Source organism: Niallia sp. FSL R7-0648 (assembly GCF_038007005.1).
In the GTDB taxonomy this organism is placed as follows: domain Bacteria; phylum Bacillota; class Bacilli; order Bacillales; family Cytobacillaceae; genus Niallia; species Niallia circulans.
Genome location: NZ_JBBOWE010000002.1, coordinates 244,120 through 260,882 on the forward strand (window position 1 = coordinate 244,120; position 16,763 = coordinate 260,882).

14 protein-coding genes are annotated in these 16,763 nt (G+C 36.3%); 2 read left to right on the forward strand and 12 right to left on the reverse strand.

The features are described 5' to 3' along the window. Positions 1-8: 8 nt before the first annotated feature. Genes tuaG through NSQ89_RS21200 form a run of 7 tightly spaced genes read right to left on the reverse strand, consistent with a single transcriptional unit; the run spans position 9 to position 7,216 of the window. Positions 9-758 carry a teichuronic acid biosynthesis protein TuaG gene (gene tuaG, locus NSQ89_RS21170; protein ID WP_336044870.1) on the reverse strand — a complete coding sequence of 250 codons (750 nt, stop codon included), beginning with the start codon at positions 756-758 and terminating at the stop codon, positions 9-11. 15 nt (positions 759-773) lie between these two features. Further along, positions 774-1,439 (reverse strand): hypothetical protein, encoded by a 666-nt coding sequence (locus NSQ89_RS21175; RefSeq protein WP_341133255.1) that lies wholly within the window; start codon positions 1,437-1,439, stop codon positions 774-776. Between the two features lie 29 nt (positions 1,440-1,468). Continuing rightward, positions 1,469-2,908, reverse strand: coding sequence for an O-antigen ligase family protein (locus NSQ89_RS21180; protein ID WP_341133256.1), 1,440 nt, complete (start codon positions 2,906-2,908; stop codon positions 1,469-1,471). 19 nt (positions 2,909-2,927) lie between these two features. Further along, positions 2,928-3,857, reverse strand: a complete 930-nt coding sequence (locus NSQ89_RS21185) for an NAD-dependent epimerase/dehydratase family protein (protein ID WP_095322667.1) — start codon at positions 3,855-3,857, stop codon at positions 2,928-2,930. Then, positions 3,854-5,083, reverse strand: coding sequence for a teichuronic acid biosynthesis protein TuaC (gene tuaC, locus NSQ89_RS21190; RefSeq protein WP_341133257.1), 1,230 nt, complete (start codon positions 5,081-5,083; stop codon positions 3,854-3,856). Before tuaC ends, NSQ89_RS21185 begins: the two co-directional genes overlap by 4 nt. A 30-nt stretch (positions 5,084-5,113) precedes the next feature. Further along, positions 5,114-6,556, reverse strand: coding sequence for a teichuronic acid biosynthesis protein TuaB (tuaB, locus tag NSQ89_RS21195; protein ID WP_341133258.1), 1,443 nt, complete (start codon positions 6,554-6,556; stop codon positions 5,114-5,116). Continuing rightward, positions 6,557-7,216 (reverse strand): sugar transferase, encoded by a 660-nt coding sequence (locus tag NSQ89_RS21200; RefSeq protein ID WP_251689101.1) that lies wholly within the window; start codon positions 7,214-7,216, stop codon positions 6,557-6,559. A 337-nt stretch (positions 7,217-7,553) separates the two neighbouring features. On the opposite strand from NSQ89_RS21200, the gene NSQ89_RS21205 reads away from it, so the two are divergent. Next, positions 7,554-9,112 (forward strand): IS3 family transposase gene (locus tag NSQ89_RS21205; protein ID WP_341132683.1). Its coding sequence is split into 2 segments (ribosomal slippage): positions 7,554-8,193 and positions 8,193-9,112, totalling 1,560 coding nucleotides; the frame shifts between segments, so codons are not numbered across the junction. A gap of 571 nt (positions 9,113-9,683) precedes the next feature. Here NSQ89_RS21205 and NSQ89_RS21210 read toward each other — a convergent pair. The 5 genes from NSQ89_RS21210 to NSQ89_RS21230 are packed head-to-tail and all read right to left on the reverse strand — an operon-like array spanning position 9,684 to position 14,184. Further along, positions 9,684-10,478, reverse strand: coding sequence for an energy-coupling factor transporter transmembrane component T family protein (locus tag NSQ89_RS21210; protein ID WP_341133259.1), 795 nt, complete (start codon positions 10,476-10,478; stop codon positions 9,684-9,686). Then, a complete protein-coding gene (locus NSQ89_RS21215) occupies positions 10,475-11,332 on the reverse strand; it encodes an energy-coupling factor transporter ATPase (protein ID WP_341133260.1) in 858 nt (285 codons plus the stop codon). Before NSQ89_RS21215 ends, NSQ89_RS21210 begins: the two co-directional genes overlap by 4 nt. Then, complete coding sequence (locus NSQ89_RS21220; protein ID WP_445668976.1) at positions 11,317-12,126, reverse strand: energy-coupling factor transporter ATPase; 810 nt, start codon at positions 12,124-12,126, stop codon at positions 11,317-11,319. Before NSQ89_RS21220 ends, NSQ89_RS21215 begins: the two co-directional genes overlap by 16 nt. A 43-nt stretch (positions 12,127-12,169) precedes the next feature. Beyond that, positions 12,170-13,111 (reverse strand): 1,4-dihydroxy-2-naphthoate polyprenyltransferase, encoded by a 942-nt coding sequence (gene menA / locus NSQ89_RS21225; RefSeq protein WP_047944272.1) that lies wholly within the window; start codon positions 13,109-13,111, stop codon positions 12,170-12,172. 23 nt (positions 13,112-13,134) lie between these two features. Beyond that, positions 13,135-14,184 (reverse strand): FAD:protein FMN transferase, encoded by a 1,050-nt coding sequence (locus NSQ89_RS21230; RefSeq protein WP_061801201.1) that lies wholly within the window; start codon positions 14,182-14,184, stop codon positions 13,135-13,137. A gap of 411 nt (positions 14,185-14,595) precedes the next feature. On the opposite strand from NSQ89_RS21230, the gene NSQ89_RS21235 reads away from it, so the two are divergent. Then, complete coding sequence (locus NSQ89_RS21235) at positions 14,596-16,467, forward strand: FAD-dependent oxidoreductase (protein ID WP_341133261.1); 1,872 nt, start codon at positions 14,596-14,598, stop codon at positions 16,465-16,467. Positions 16,468-16,763 lie beyond the last annotated feature (296 nt).

Genomic DNA, 16,763 nt, shown 5'->3' on the forward strand with positions numbered 1-16,763 from the left:
TCTACCTTCTACAGTCTCTTCCGAATAGCATTATAAGCATAATGAGAAAAATACCAGGATGACTGCAAGAAATTTAACTGCTCTATTTGACGATAAACATGCCAATTATTTTTTGCTGCTTTCCATTTATTTTTAGAGATAGAATCATTTCCTACTCTATATTCTGCTAATATTTCGTTTAAGCCAAATGCACGGAAACCTCGCTTCAAAATCATTAACCAAGTTGCTAGATCCTGCCGAGTACGGATGTTGGGCATTTGAAAATCCCCTACTTGATCACGATCAATTAGAACAGTCAGACAGCCAACAATTGTATTTTTTAGCATGGTTTGATAATCCACTTGCTCAGGAACCCGAACATATTTATTGATCCGCTCTCCTTTTTGATCAATACACTCATAAGCAGTAAAAGTGAAAGCATACTGATTTTCCTTCATATATGCTAGTTGAACTTCAAGCTTTTCTTGTTTCCATCGGTCATCACTGTCTAAAAAGGCAATATATTTTCCACGCGCATGCTCAAGCGCCATATTCCGAGCAACAGCAGCTCCTCCATTAACCGTTTGGTAAAAAACTCGAATTCTCTCCTCTACTTTTTCCCATTCTTTTAATACCTCGACTGTGCCGTCTGTGGAATGGTCATCAACAATGAGCAGTTCCCAATCTGTGTATGTTTGTTCCCTAACAGACTGGATGCTAAAAGATATATACTCTTTACAATTATAGGAAGGCATAATAATGGATACAGATGGAACCATCTCCCACTCACCTCTTTATTCGATCTCGGATTTTAAGAACACCGGATAAATTATCCATAAACAACTGAGCATGATGCCGATCATTACACCCATTAGCGCTCGATCTTGGGGAGAGATTACACGATTATCCCCACTTATTGCTGCGACATCCTTAACTAACATTGCTGGCTGCATATTTACTTGTTTCGTTTTTAGTTCATATAGAAACCGTTGTTGATCAACAGCTGATTCTGCTTGAACAGGTTTTTCTTGGAGCTGATCAATGCTTTCTGAGATAATTTCATCTTTTTCTTGATAATACTGTTGATCCATTTCCAGAAAGGCAGCTACTAATTCTGATAAGGAATATACGGCTTCTTGTTCACTTGGACCAGTAAGTGTAAAGCTGATCTTTTTAGGGGTATCCGCAGAAATAAGAAGCTGTTCCTTCTCTATATCGACATTGGGTAAATATTGTACAAAAGTCGTTTCATTTCTTAATAAGGATGCAATTACTTCACTGTTGTTCAAGTATTCATTTTCATAATTCCCTAGTAAAATAGCGGCCTCTGCTTTAACTGCTCCCCTTTCTTTCCCAGCTGGGACAAACCATCCTATTGCTCCTAAAAGGACACTAAGCAATAATAAAGGAATAAAATATTTTTTCCATCTAGCTGCTATAATTGATAAAACAGACCTCACAAACGAACTCTCCCTTTCTGCTATGAAAGTTAAGATTCTAGCTTTCTATTTTTATAAACAGACAGAGTACATAAAATAAACCCAAGAAATACCCAATGAAAATATAAGTTCATCACAGAGCTTGGGCTGATACTCGAAATAACGAATGCTACCATTCCGATCATACACGCCTCTAACAACATTTTATCGGTACCGCTGTCCGCCTTCTCGTATGCTCGATAGAATGATATAAATGCATAAATCAATATCATTAAGTAGCCAAACAAAATCATTAACCCAAAGTTGCCGGCGATTTCAGCATACCAATTATGCACTTGGTAGACATTTCCTGTTGGAAAATAACTCTTATACTCCAGATAATAAGGAATATTTCCTGCTCCGATTCCAAATCCGTAAGAATCGAGCAAATAAGAAAACGTATTTCTTAAAAGATTGATTCTCGCTAAGTTTGATGGTAACACTTCATTTAGCTCATATTGTCCGGCTAACTCTATAAGACTCTGAATTTTACTAAATCCTCTGTTAGCAAACAAAATCCCTCCTAGTATTCCTACTCCAAGACTAATTCGTAATATTAGTTTCTTCCACCACTTTGGAATGATCAGGAATATATACACTAATCCGCCTCCTGCAAGGGCAAGTATTCCAGCACGTGATTCCGTTAAATAAATAAGCAGGAAGACTAGGACGCTTAAAACAAACATATATCCCTTCAGCATTGTTCTCTTGGTATTTTTTACAACAGCTAAAAAGAAGAAAAAAGAAATGCCTAAATAGACAGCAAAATCATTTTGATTGTAAAAGACGGCTGTTGGATACGATAGTTTATAACTGGAAGCACCATACAGACCGGAACTTGGTAATTGAATAGAAAAGAAATAATTCACGAATCCTATTCCCACTAATAAAATGGTCATTCCAAGCCATCCTGCCAAAAAGTACTTTAGCTGTTGCCGTGTTTTAAATGTCACATTCGCTAAATAGACAAATGCTATTCCCATTACCAATAAGGACATGTATTTAAGGGAAGCAATAATAGAAATAGACCAAAGAATCGAAATGGTTCCATAAAGAATCCATCCACCAAAGAACAACCAAATAAACGGTAGTCCACTGCGGTTAAAATCCTGTACCATCCTTTTTTTGTACAAAGCAGTACCCATATATAAAACAATTGCTAATAATAGCAATATTCTGTATAAGAAAACAGAAAAAGCACCAACTTTCACACTAAGAATGGATTGGTTAAGAAAAGTGGAAAGCAATAAGACATACATGACATTTTGAAATAACTGATCAAGTGTTATGACTGACTTCAAATATATTCCTAATTGAATCGCAATCCATATACATACGATGGGAAGCATCCAAGTTAATTGATACATCGTTGTCCAATATAAAACGGTAAGACAACCGATCCCTAATACGGTGAATCCTATTGTTTTGCTTACTGTACGGTTATTTCCCAACTTCTACAATCCTTCCTCCCTACTTTTGTAAAACTTGTTTAGATGAGAATAGCGTTTCTCTTAATCCATATTCTAAATTGGTTTGTGGCTGCCAATTCAGTTGTTGCATGGTCTGTTCATTGCATAAAATACTATGGAGAATATCGCCTTCTCTGTCTGCTTTATAAATCGGTTTTAATGGTACCTCGCTTATATCAGCTATCTTCTCCCAAAGTTGATTTATCGAGATTCGGTTATTGGATGAAATATTCAGGCAAAGATTTTCGTCCTGCTTTAACGCATGTAAATTTGCATTCGCAACGTCTTTTACATAAATGAAATCTCTTGTTTGTTCTCCAGAACCATAAATAATTGGTGGTTTTTCTTCAAAAACACGATCAACAAAAATAGAGATAACCCCGCCTTCTCCTTTACCATCCTGCCGCGGTCCATAGACATTGCTATATCTTAAAATTCCATACGAGAGTCCATATAATTTAGAAGCTAACTTCAAATATTTTTCGACCGTTAATTTTGTTAATCCATAGGGTGATTCCGGCAAAGTTGGATGTTCTGTCGTAACAGGAAGCTTCACTGGATTCCCGTATACAGCTGCCGAAGAGGCAAATAGTATTTTCCGGACGGAACCGCGAATAGCTGCTTTAATGACATGTAATGATCCTTTTACATTTACATTCTCATCATGTAATATGTCATGCACTGATTCTGCCACACTTACTTGGGCAGCTTGATGAATAATAAAATCAGGATTTAAGTCGACAATATAATCAATCACACGAGAATCCGTTATATCAAACGGGCATATTTTAACAGCTAAATCCTTTATATTCTCAAATTTACCCGTAGAAAAATTATCGATAACTATTACTTCATATCCTTCTTCTAACAAACTCTCTACAATATGTGAACCAATAAAGCCCGCTCCACCAGTAACAAGAACCTTGGTCATTTCGCTTCCTCCCAAAAGTGATTTAATTGATTAGTAGATTCTATCGACTTGCTCGCCAATTCTTGGTAAGTTCCCAGTAGTTTTTTAGCATTATCAACTGCAGAATAGTTATCAAGAACACGCTGATATAATTGTTCTGCAGCCTTGTCAAACAAGGCTGCATCAGCTGCTTGCTCTTTCACTCTTGTTACAATCTCTTGTACCGATCGAGGCTGAATCAGCAAATTGGTGTACTCTCCAAATAAATCAGGTATCCCGCCGACACTTGTGCAAATTGTCGGTATCTTCAAAGCCATCGCCTCTATAACAACGGTCGGTAATCCTTCCGAATAGGACGGTAAGATAAAAGTATCGCATGCTAACAAATAATCGCTTACTATCTCATTAGGAATTTGTCCTGCTAAGAATAATCGTTTATTATACAAATTATTTTTTTGCAGCTTTTCTTTTTCTGGGCCAGCCCCCACATAAACCACTACATAATCTTCCGGAAGATAAGATAACGCCTCTGCTAATTCAAAAATCCCTTTTTCTTTCACAAGACGCCCTACAAACAAAATGATTTTTTTATTAACAGGTAATGCTAATTCCTCTCTATAGCTCGCTTTTAAATTGGCTGCCTGCGGTAATTTAAATTTCGATAAATCAATTCCTATCGGTAACGGCATACATTTTCTCCCAGTTTTTGTCTCAGCTGCAGCAGCAAGATGTTCTCCTACGGCAATAACTTCATCTGCGGAATTTACCGTTTTTTGAAAAATCCGTTCCGCACTTCGACTAAATGATGGATAAATATGGACATCACTTCCATGTAATGTGAGCAGCCAAGGCTTTTTACATTTAGCGGCAACAATTCTTGCTGCCCCTCCCGAAGGCATAGCGAAGTGTGCATGGATCAAATCGACCTCTATGTTCTCTTTCTTCCAAGTTTTAAGAATACATTCTGCAATGCGCTTATCTGGCTGGAACCAGCGAAGTTGACCAGGTGTCGCCCTATACACAGGCCTATATATGTTTATGCCATGCCTTTTCTCTAAATATGGATAGTTCTTTTTACGATATTTTTTCTTCCATAGTCGAAAGAAAAAAGGATTTAATGGAACTGGATTAATAACTGTTATATCCACTCCTAAAGAGGATAATGCTCTTACCTGTGTTTCATGAAACACCCCGCTTCCAGGGTTATCTGCACTAGGGTAAACACTCGTTATCCACAATACTTTCATGATACACATCCTATCGTTCAGCTTATTCCTTTATTGATATTCTTCTCGAAATGCTACATGCTTTAATGCATGCAGTAGCAGCAAATAACTAATCCCGCTTATCAACACAGACCATACAAGTGCCCAAACCAAATTATTATGAATAGAAATTATTTGCGTTTTTGACAGGAATGCAATCCCACTGCTGACCACTGCAAGAATAAATGGCAGCAGCAACACTTTTACATAACTTTTTAGCTGAAGCCCGATCATTCTAGTTAATAGGATTCTCCCACCGATAAAATTAAGAATACTTACACCCACATATGTCCATGCTACTATTTCCAGCTGATTACTCCGAACTGCTGCTAATAATGCTAAACCATAACAAACTAATACTCCTAAGTCCCAATAAAAAGCAATGTCTGCTTTTCCCTTTGCTAATATAATGCTCCCATTGGGATTCATAAGAACCCTTAGAATTCCTACTATAATCATAATTTCCAAAACAGGAACAGCCGCCATCCATTGCTCTCCAAAGAAGAGTGGGATGACTAAATCTGCAACAGCATAGAGCCCTAATAACAATGGAAACGACACAATTGCTAATAATTTGGTCATATATAAATAACCACTCTCTAATGCCCGATTATTATTTTTATCTTTCGCAAACACCGGAAAGGCAACTCTCGTTATAATAGGATTTAACTTAAGAACGGGAATAGTTATAATTTGATAGACTAGGTTATAAATCCCCAATGCTTCCATGCCCATAAATCTTCCAATCAAAAACATATCCATATTGCTTCCTAAACGATTTACGAGCCTAGATAAAAGCTGATACACGCCAAAAGAGAAAAATTCTTTACATGCTTTGATATCTAGCACAAAGCTTGGTCTCCACTTTGGGAAGTAACAAATATAAAAAAGAATCCCTTTCAAGGAATAAAGGCAAACCTGTGACCATACATAAGCATTAACCGGATTTTGCTTTAAAAAAAGGAGCAGTCCAATTAAGAGACTAAAGCTTAAAACATTAGATATCGTTTCGATCTTTCCTAATGTCTTAAACGATAAGTCTCGCTGCATTAAGTACTGTGACTGCTGTCCTATAGGCGCAATCAAAAATACGATTGATAGTAATCTGACTTTTCCCTCTAACTCTTTTGTTTGAAAATAATCTGCAATAAAGGGGCTTGCTGCCTGCATAAGGAAACAAATAAATATTCCTAAAAGAACATTTATCCAAAAAAGGGTAGATAACTGCCTTTCTGTTGCATGATGTTTTTGGATGACTGCAGCCCCTAAGCCTAATTCAACAAAAATTTGTGCAAAGATGCTGATTGTCGTCAGCATGCCAATCATGCCAAATTCCTTTGCACTCATGATATTGCCTAGTACGATAAACTGCCCAATCTGTAAGAGAGTAATAACGAACGTTGCTATACTGGTCCATTTTGCTCCACTGTTAATCTTGCTTTTTATGGAGTCCAATTATCTTGCACCCTCTCCTGTGAGCACCACTTTTATCGTCTTTACTAAAATTTTCATTTCTAAAGAAAATGTTACATTATTAATATATTGAAGATCGTAAGTTAGCTTTTCTCTTGGTGTGATGTCATACCCACCGTTTACCTGGGCAAGGCCAGTTAATCCTGGCTTTACTAGCAGCCTATTCGAAAAACCATCAATCTCCTTGCTAAATTGTTCCGTAAAAGAAGGTCTCTCCGGTCTTGGTCCAATAATAGACATATCACCTTTTAAAACAGAAAATAATTGTGGTAGCTCATCAATCCTTGTTTTTCTTATAAACGCACCAATTTTTGTAATTCTTGGATCATTTACCTCTGCCCATTTTTCTCCGTCTTTTTCTGCATCCATTCTCATCGATCGCAATTTAATTAAACGAAAGCATTTGCCATTCTTCCCAACCCTTTGCTGCACATAAAAGGGAGAACCTGGTGAATCTATGCGAATGAGAATAGCAAATAGAAGAATCAACGGGAGAGTTATAACAATACCTATACTTGCTATAAAGAGATCCATCATTCTTTTAAAAACTTGATAAAAGGAAACTTTTTTAGAAGATTTAAGGTTATTTGCTTGTACAATTGATATCTCTTTTAAAATATGGATACTCCTGTTAGCCTGCATGTTTTTTCACCTCAAAGTTTTATCTATCTGAGCTATCAGATTTAGTATAGGGTTCCAATGTTAATAAATCATTGAATCTATTTTAAGGAATAGTAAAGGATTGTAAATTTCCGATTGATTTTGTCATAAAATGGTGCATGCTAAACTGATTTGAATTACTCCTTTACTAAGCGAAGAGGGGAAGTATACATAAAAAGAGGGGGAGAAATAAGTATTTCAATCAAATTTAACCCCGAGCAATTATACGTACACACTAAAAAAATATTCGTTGATATGCTCCCCTATAGGTAGACAGATTAAAAAATAAAAATCTGGTTACTTGTAGGGGAGTATTTTTATGCCTAGAAAATCTTATTCTGTAGAAGAGAAATATCAAATAGTGAAAGCTTTAGGGGAAGTAAATTCGTCACTCCAAGTTTCATCGATTTATAAGGTTCACTTTTCTACCGTTTTGGAATGGAAATATAAATTTGATACATTCGGTTTAGAAGGACTAAAAGAGACTTCTTCCTGGAAAAAGTATTCTAAAGAACTAAAGTTATCCGCTATTCAAGATTATGCCTCTGGAAATTACTCGATTCGTGAAATTACGAGAATGTATGAAATATCAGATCCATCTGTCCTTAGAAGGTGGATTAAGAAGTATAATAGTCATAGTGAAATAAAAGATACGTCACAAGGAAGGACGAGCTCTATGACTAAGGGAAGAAAAACGACTTGGGAAGAACGAATACAAATTGTGCTAGATTGTTTAGGGAACAAAAAAGACTATCAAGAAGCAGCTAATACTCATCAGGTTTCTTATCAACAAATCTATCAATGGGTTAAGAAGTATGAAGATGGCGGAGTAGATGCATTGAAAGATAGGCGTGGTTCTACGAAAGAGGAATCCGAGCTAACTCCAGAGGAGAAAATGACTCTTCAAATGAAGAAGTTAGAAAGAGAAAATGAGCGATTACGTGCAGAAAACTTATTTTTAAAAAAGTTAGAGGAGATCGAAAGGAGGCAAAAATAAGTCAAATCCAATCGGAGGATAAGTATATCGCTATTCAAGAGATCCATCAGGAAGAGAATATAAGCATTCGTTTACTGAGTGAAATAGCGGGAATTGCACGATCCGCCTATTATAAGTGGCTTCATCGCGTTCCTTCTTCTCAAGAGATATTGAATGAGAAAATCATGAAAGAGATGAAAATTCTCCATGAAAAAGTGGAGGGCATCTTCGGTTATCGCCAAATGACCCTTCACATGAATAGACAGTTTAAAGAAAGATTGAATCATAAAAGAATTTATCGACTAATGAAAGTGGTTGGCTTACGCTCGATCATTCGTATCAAGAAAAAACGTTATAAACGCTCCGTTCCCCAACAAGTGGCAGAGAATATCTTAAATCGGGAATTTACCGCAACAAAACCAAATGAAAAGTGGGTGACGGATGTGACAGAATTTAAGTATGGTTCATCAAAGAAGGCATATTTAAGTGCCATTCGAGATCTTTATGATGGATCCATTGTTAGCTATGTTTTAGGACATTCGAATAATAATGAACTTGTATTCCAAACGCTTGATCAAGCAACCGTACTTTTATTGGAGGAAGAACATCCAATTATCCATAGTGATCGAGGGTATCAGTATACTTCAAAAGGTTTTAAGATTAAAGTAGACAAGGCAGAGATAACACACAGTATGTCACGAGTTGGAAAGTGTATTGATAATGGTCCAATGGAGTCTTTTTGGGGGACACTGAAATGCGAAAAGTATTATTTACACAAATATAAGACCTTTGAGGAACTTTCTCTTGCGATAGATGACTATATCCAATTTTATAATAACAATAGATATCAAAAACGATTAAACGGCCTTAGCCCTATGGAATATAGAGTTAAAGCCGCTTAGATCTTTTTTATTATTTCCACTGTCTACTTGACAGGGGGCAGTTCACGTATAATTGTTTGGGTTTTTTATTTATTTTAAGAAAGAAAGTTTGTGGTAATCACTCGCAGCCTGAATACACTTCGCTTTTCATGGGGCTACGCCTGAGCTTCCTCGTCACTGCGTTATGAATAAGGAAAAAGTAGATTCATATAAAAAGTTGGAACATGTACGGATTATACATTAAAAAAGGGGGAAATTAACAAACAAGAGTTCTCTGTGCTCGGAAGGAAGTGGAGCAGAGGAAAAAAGTAACAGAATTCCCCACATGCTGTATCTAAAATATAAATTTATTGAAGCTCCTATAGGAATCTGGAAGTGCTAGTTTAACTATGTACAAAAGCGGTGAATTTGTATAAATTTTTCCAAACGCTTAGAACCACCTTTATATAGAGAGGCGGGCATGATATCCTTAGGAAGATGAGCAGCTATTGATAATGCTGGCTTCTTGGCTCATTGATAACGCCCGCAGAGGCTCCATGTAAAGTTATTACGTTCCGTGAATAAAATAATTTTTTATACATTAGGTGATTTATTATCCGCTTAATAAAACCGTAATCACTCCAATAAAACATACACTACATAAACACCATGTATCTTGTTTCTGCCAATATATTCTTCGAAATGCCGAACGTTTTATTCCCGCACGGTATCCTTTAACATCCATCATATTAGCCATGTCCTCAGCCCTATTCAACGAACTTACAAATAAAGGAAGGAAAATAGGGACCAATGTTTTCATCTGCTGAAATAATGAGCCTTGGCCAAACTCCGTCCCTCTTGCCTTTTGAGCATCCATCACTTTTTGTGTTTCATCTAATAAATTGGGAATGAATCGCAAAGAAATAGATAACATAATGCTAATATCATCTACAGGTACCTTAATAAAACGCAATGGAGATAGCAGTTTATTTATTCCATCTGTCAAATCGATTGGTTTTGTAGTTAATGTTAAGACAGTAGATAAAAATACAATAAGAACAAAACGACTAAAGATAAAGATTCCATTTATTAATCCATACTCTGAAATAGTAATTGGCCCCCATGCTATATATACATTACTGCCAGAAGTAAATAGTACCTGCAGTATTACAGTAAATAGAATGAGCCATATCATTGGTTTGACTCCTCGTACATAGGTGCGGAAAGGAACTTGTGATAAGTGCATAATGAAAAGGGTAATCATCCATAAAAATAAGTAGGCCATCCAATTATCTGCTATAAATAGCATAGCTATAAGTAAAAGGACAGAAATCATTTTTGCCCGAGCATCCAACTGATGGAGCCATGATTCTCCCGGAAAGTATCTTCCTAATATTAATTTATTCATACTAATCCCACCGAAACTAAAGCATCTGCTAATTCATCCAGCGTTAAGCAAACCCTTGGTAATTTTATTCCTGTTTCTTGTTCAATTTTCATTTGATAATACCGAGCCTGTGGCATTTCCAGCCCCCAACTTTCCAATAAAGCTGGATCTGAAAAGATCATTTTTGTTTTGTCCGATTTGATAATTTTTCCTTGATCCATTAAAATAACTTGGTCTGCGAATAAAGCCACATCCTCCATATCGTGTGTAACGAGAATAGTCGTTAAAGACGCTTGTTTATGCCAAGTAGCTAGAAGAGACATTATTTCCTTTTTCCCCTGCGGATCCAACCCGGCACCAGGTTCATCTAAAACAAGGACAGATGGCTCCATTGCTAATATTCCTGCAATCGCCACTCGCCTTTTTTGTCCTCCCGATAAAGCAAAGGGGGATTTTGATAAAATAGACGGCTCTAAGCCCACTAGCTCAATTACCTGTGCAGCCTTTTCTTGCGCTTCTTCCAACGATACGCCAAAGTTAAGCGGACCAAAACAAATGTCCTTTTCCACTGTTTCCGCAAATAATTGGGACTCTGGAAATTGGAACACCATCCCCACTTGCTTGCGAATCTTACGGATATTCTCTTTTTGGATAGGTGATTCTATCATTGTCTCTCCTATACGAATGCTTCCTTTTGTTGGAAGAAGCAAGCCGTTCAATATCTTTAATAGACTTGATTTTCCTGCACCAGTTCTTCCGATGAGTGCTGTAAAAGTACCTGATTCAATAGTAAGATTGATGGAGTTTAATACATTGGGTTTACGGATCGGTCCAATTTGATAATTAGCAGATACATCTTTTAATTCGATTTGCATATCCATCGCACCATTTCTTCTTCTGTCATATATTTATCTGGAACCTTACTCCCTCTATTTTTCAAAGATTCTCTGAGTTTCTCTGAAAATGGTTTTTCTAAAGTAGAATCTGTATAAAACAACTGAGAGGGACTTTCAATTTTTGTTATTCTCCCTTGTTCCATGACCATTACTCTATCAGCCTGTGCAGCTTCTTCCATGTCATGCGTAATGGATAGGATTGTCATTCCCTTATTTGTTAATTTGCGTATAAATGCTATTAATTCCTTGCGACTTCTTGGATCTAACATAACAAAGGCCTCATCCAATATAAGTACCTTTGGCTCTAATGCCAGCATTCCTGCAATTGCGACCCTTTGTTTTTGTCCACCTGATAATTGAGAAGGATCCACCATGCGAAAGCCGAGCATATCTACATCTGTTAGTGCTTGATCCACTCTTTCATGCATTTCTTCATAAGACATATTTATATTTTCCAGCCCGAAAGCCACATCATCTTCTACAGTTGTTCCAATGAATTGATTTTCTGGATTTTGAAAAACAATGCCAATCCCCTGAGCACCTTGCCTTTTCTTTTGACTAACTCCATTTATCTTAATTTTCCCTTCATCGGGTTGAAGCAAGCCAACAAGTAAATGAGCTAAGGTGGATTTCCCACTTCCATTATGACCAATTAGCGCTGTCCATTCTCCCTCTCTTAATAGAAAGGACACATTTTCCACATGACTCTTATCATGCTTTTTATCATACCGAAAGCTTAATTCCTCCACTTCCAAAACGGTGCGCAAAATCAATACCCCCTCCATAGAAAAGCTTAAAATGCTAGCAATTATTTATTTAACTAATAATAAAAAACATAGCTAAAGATAATACTAGACATCCATTCACAATAATTAAGTTTTTCACTGCTAAACTAAATGTTTTAGATTTAACTTGGATTTGGTTAAAAATCCGAATATGCTTATAAACTGGTAAAATAGCAATTAAGCTAATTAACGCAATAACTGGTAGTAAGTGAAAAAACACAGAGATTAATATAGCCATAAAGGATCCCGCATAAAGGCCATTATACAGCCATAAGGAGTATTTCTTTCCTAAATAAAATGGTAAAGTGAAACGATGATTTTTTATATCGTCTTCTACATCACAAATATTGTTTGCCAGCATAAGATTCGCGATCGTAAACATACAAGGTAAAGATACAATGATAATTTCTATTATTTTTATTATGTTTACTTGCAGCAAAATCATGTCTTGTTCCCATACTAAGGACGCAATCCCATAATCAAACGCATTGACATAGACCGTAAGAAAAACGATCCCAAATCCCATTGTTACACCGGAAAAAACTTCTCCTAAAGGCATTCTTGATAAGGGAATTGGTCCAAAGGTATAGAGGATGCCAATGCAAAAGCAGATAAATCCAATCAAAAGCACCAATAATCCTGTTTCAGCAGTAAGCCAAATACCTAGCCCCGTTGCTGTAAAAAAAAGGGTGAATATGGTTGCGATAACGGTGCTTTCCTTTATCCCCTCTTGTCCTATTACGTTTTTTTCCTTCCTATATTCATCACTATTTGCCTTTCGATAATCCATATAATTATTAATCGCCGTTGTTGTTAAATCAAAGATTAACATAGAGGCAAAGAATATTAGTGTATTTTTCCAATGAAGTGCCTCATAACGATATAATACAAATAATATGCCAATAAAAAATGGAAAGATACTAGCTATTTTTGTTTGTATTTCAACTAACTTTAAAAATGAACGAATCGACATTCCAAATGACCTCCCTCTTCTTTTTATTCATTTGCTAATTTAAATTTCTCATTTGTTAAAGTAAATTTACCTTTTAGACCTGAAGTTAAATAAACCTCTTTATCCTTGGTTACAAAGATGGCCTCTATTCCCTCCATTTTTTCTACCGCCTTTAACCCTTCTTCTATCCCTTTTATAAATATGGTTGTTGAATATCCGTCTCCATCAAATGATTTATCAGAAACAATCGTAATACCCGCAACTTCATTATTGACAGAATAGCCATTTTTAGGGCTGAGAATATGATGGTATTTTACTCCATCCACCTCTAAATACCGCTCATATATCCCAGAAGTAACGATCGAAGTATTCGTTTCCTCCATTTTCCCCACCATTTCACCTCTATCGGAAAATGGATCTTGAACTCCTACTTCCCACGGCTTTCCAGTAGGATTTGTTCCTTTTACATAAATGTTTCCTCCTAAATCAACAATCGCAGATTCTACCTTATTATCATTTAATACTTTTATAACTTCGTCTGTAATAAACCCTTTGGCAATTCCCCCTAAATCCAGCATCATTCCTTGTTCCGGCAAAAATACCGTTTGCTTGTCTTCATTTAATTCTATCTTTGTATAGTTGATCAATGGTAGAACGGCATTAATTTCTGATTGTGTTGGCTTTTTCTCGTCCGGGAATCCAATATGCCATAAATTAGTTAATGGTCCAATCGTTATATCAAAGTCCCCTCCTGAGTACCCACTATATTCTTTACCAGCTTTCACTAAACGGTAAATATCTTCTGGGACCTGAACTGGATTCCGACCAGCATTTTCATTTATTTCATCAACAATCGACCCATCTTCATTTACTGTGATTTGGCTTGCCAATAACTCTATTCGATCAAATACTTTATCCAGTACAGCTTCCTTGTCTTTATCATAGATTTTAATCGTGACAACTGTCCCCATTAAAAATTCCGTTCTTTTATACGGATTACTATTTACCATTGCGTTCGATTCCTTTTGTTTTCCACATCCAATTAATAAAAGGAGGGCAAGAAAAAGAATCGCAGCGAATTTGAATTTATTCATTAAAATCATCCCTTCTATGAATATCACATTTCGATTGTTTTATCTTGTCTCTAAATATAAACAAGTCTTTAAATTATTGGTCATGTGAATTTATTCACATTTATAACACCGTCATTTTATCATTGCTTTCTGCCACTGTCTATCGACTTTTTGGTGGACAAAACCCTATAAAATAGCTGATTTACGGAATAATCATTGTCTTAATAGTGTTTATCAGCATCTCTTTAAAATATGGAGAATTTATGACAAAAATCCACTATTTACAAATGTTTCGAAAATGTGAACAATCAAAATTTTAAATTGTAGACATTCTATGAAGTCCATAGACAGATAAAAACCACATTGTTATATTAAAATTGTTCAAAACTTCACAAATATACAATTAACAATTAAGGGAGTGAATAGGAAGAAATGGACAAGAAAAATATTGTCATAATCGGAGCAGGCTATGCTGGAGTTCATGCCGCAAAAAAGCTTGCTAAAAAGTATAAAAAAGATGATTCGGTTTCCATTACACTTATAGATAGACATTCCTATCATACAATGATGACTGAATTACATGAGGTTGCTGCGCATAGAGTAGAACCAGATGCTATTCAATTTGATTTACGTCGTTTATTTAATCGTACAAAGGTTAAATTGGTTACAGACAACGTGAAACATGTTGATTATCAAAGTAAATTAGTTACAACTGAAAACGGCCAATTCTCCTTCGATTATCTCATCCTAGGGATGGGCGGCGAACCAAATGACTTTGGTACACCCGGAGTACAAGAAAATGGCTTTACCCTTTGGTCTTGGGAAGATGCTGTTAAATTAAGAGAACATATTGAAAAGATTGTTCGTAAAGCTGCTCGTGTTCATGATGAAGCTACAAGAAAGGTAATGCTTACCTTTACTGTATGTGGTTCAGGCTTCACAGGAATCGAAATGGTTGGAGAACTGATTGAATGGAAAGAAAGATTAGCCAAAGACAATAAGCTAGATGCAGAGGATATTACTTTATATGTGGTAGAAGCTGCTCCTACTATATTAAATATGCTAGAACGCAGAGATGCCGATAAAGCAGAAAGCTATATGGTAAAAAAAGGAGTAAAAATCTTAAAAAGCTCTCCAATCGTCGAAGTAAAAGAAGACGCTATCGTATTAAAATCAGGCGAAGAGCTTCCAACTTACACTCTTATATGGACAGCTGGGGTCCGCGCAAATTCAGATACAAAAGATTACGGCATGTCAGCTGGAAGAGCAGGCCGCTTAAAAGTAAATGCTCATATGGAATCTGAAGACTATAAAGATGTCTATGTAGTCGGCGACTTAGCCTATTTTGAAGAAGAGCCTGGAAAACCAACTCCACAAATTGTGGAAGCGGCCGAACAGACTGCTATGACTGCAGCAAAGAATATTATTGCAGAAATCAGCGGCGGTGAAAAAGAAAAATATGAAGGTAAATACCATGGGGTTATGGTTTCTATCGGAGCAAGATACGGTGTTGCAAATTTAAGCGGCATGCATTTAAGCGGCTGGTTTGCAAATTTCATGAAGCATATGGTTAATCTATATTATTTCTTTGGTATTAGAAGCGGCTATTATATGTACCAATATGTGATGCATGAATTTTTCCACACAAAAGATAAACGTAATATTTTCCGTGATTTCTTAACCCGCTATGGCAATGTTCTTTGGAGCTTACCTTTACGTGTATTTGTCGCAGGTTTCTGGATTGTAGAAGCATGTGCGAAGCTTTGGGGAGAATCCACATGGAAAGATTCTATTTCCAGCTGGTCAAAGGTTCCAAACTTATTTAATGGTCTTGGAGACGATTCATGGTTAACTGCAACAAGTGTCAAAATGCCTTTTGAATGGCTGCAAACTGCTACAAGTGGTGCAAGTGAAGCTGCTGCTTCTACTGACTTTGCAACCCCCATATTAAATAAAATGCCATTCTGGTTTGAGTGGATTATGAAAATTATGCTTCCAACTCCGGAAGTGGCACTATTTATGCAAAAAATGATGATTTTCATTGAGTTAGCAATCGGATTAGCCATTCTTGCTGGTTTATTCACATGGTTAGCAAATGCTGCAAGTGCTGCATTCCTAGTAATGTTTACACTTACTGCAATGCTTGGCTGGGATAAAGTTTGGGCCTTGCCAGCTTCTATTGCTTTAATGAATGGGTCTGGTCGTACATTTGGATTAGATTATTGGGTTGTTCCTTTCCTTCAAAGAAAATTGGGCGACTGGTGGTATGGTAAAGAACGAGCAATCTATAAAGACTATAAATAATAAAAAATTTGCTAGAAACATAGGGAATTAAAGTTCCCATGTTTCTAGCACCCTTTGAATCAGTAAAGGAGAAAAAAGAAGCTAGTGGTTTTATATTCTTTGATCTTTTCTTAACCCTTAAGCTTTTAAGACAGTAGATTGTCTTCCACTTTAGGATGCTTGCATCAATCTGTTTAACAATAAGATTAGTTATAGAATAAAGAATCTATCATACCGTATTCTTTTTTGCCCTGTACTGATTAATAGGAGTCAGTATTTATTTAACCTACAATCAACTTATTTATAGTAATAATTAT

Bases quoted from the DNA above. Each gene is read 5' to 3' on its own strand.
- NSQ89_RS21215 (WP_341133260.1), bottom strand. From the start codon at position 11,332: ATGCAAATCGAATTAAAAGATGTATCTGCTAATTATCAAATTGGACCG.
- NSQ89_RS21235 (WP_341133261.1), top strand. From the start codon at position 14,596: ATGGACAAGAAAAATATTGTCATAATCGGAGCAGGCTATGCTGGAGTT.
- NSQ89_RS21230 (WP_061801201.1), bottom strand. From the start codon at position 14,184: ATGAATAAATTCAAATTCGCTGCGATTCTTTTTCTTGCCCTCCTTTTA.
- NSQ89_RS21200 (WP_251689101.1), bottom strand. From the start codon at position 7,216: ATGCAGGCTAACAGGAGTATCCATATTTTAAAAGAGATATCAATTGTA.
- tuaC (WP_341133257.1), bottom strand. From the start codon at position 5,083: ATGAAAGTATTGTGGATAACGAGTGTTTACCCTAGTGCAGATAACCCT.
- menA (WP_047944272.1), bottom strand. From the start codon at position 13,111: ATGTCGATTCGTTCATTTTTAAAGTTAGTTGAAATACAAACAAAAATA.
- NSQ89_RS21210 (WP_341133259.1), bottom strand. From the start codon at position 10,478: ATGAATAAATTAATATTAGGAAGATACTTTCCGGGAGAATCATGGCTC.
- NSQ89_RS21185 (WP_095322667.1), bottom strand. From the start codon at position 3,857: ATGACCAAGGTTCTTGTTACTGGTGGAGCGGGCTTTATTGGTTCACAT.
- tuaG (WP_336044870.1), bottom strand. From the start codon at position 758: ATGGTTCCATCTGTATCCATTATTATGCCTTCCTATAATTGTAAAGAG.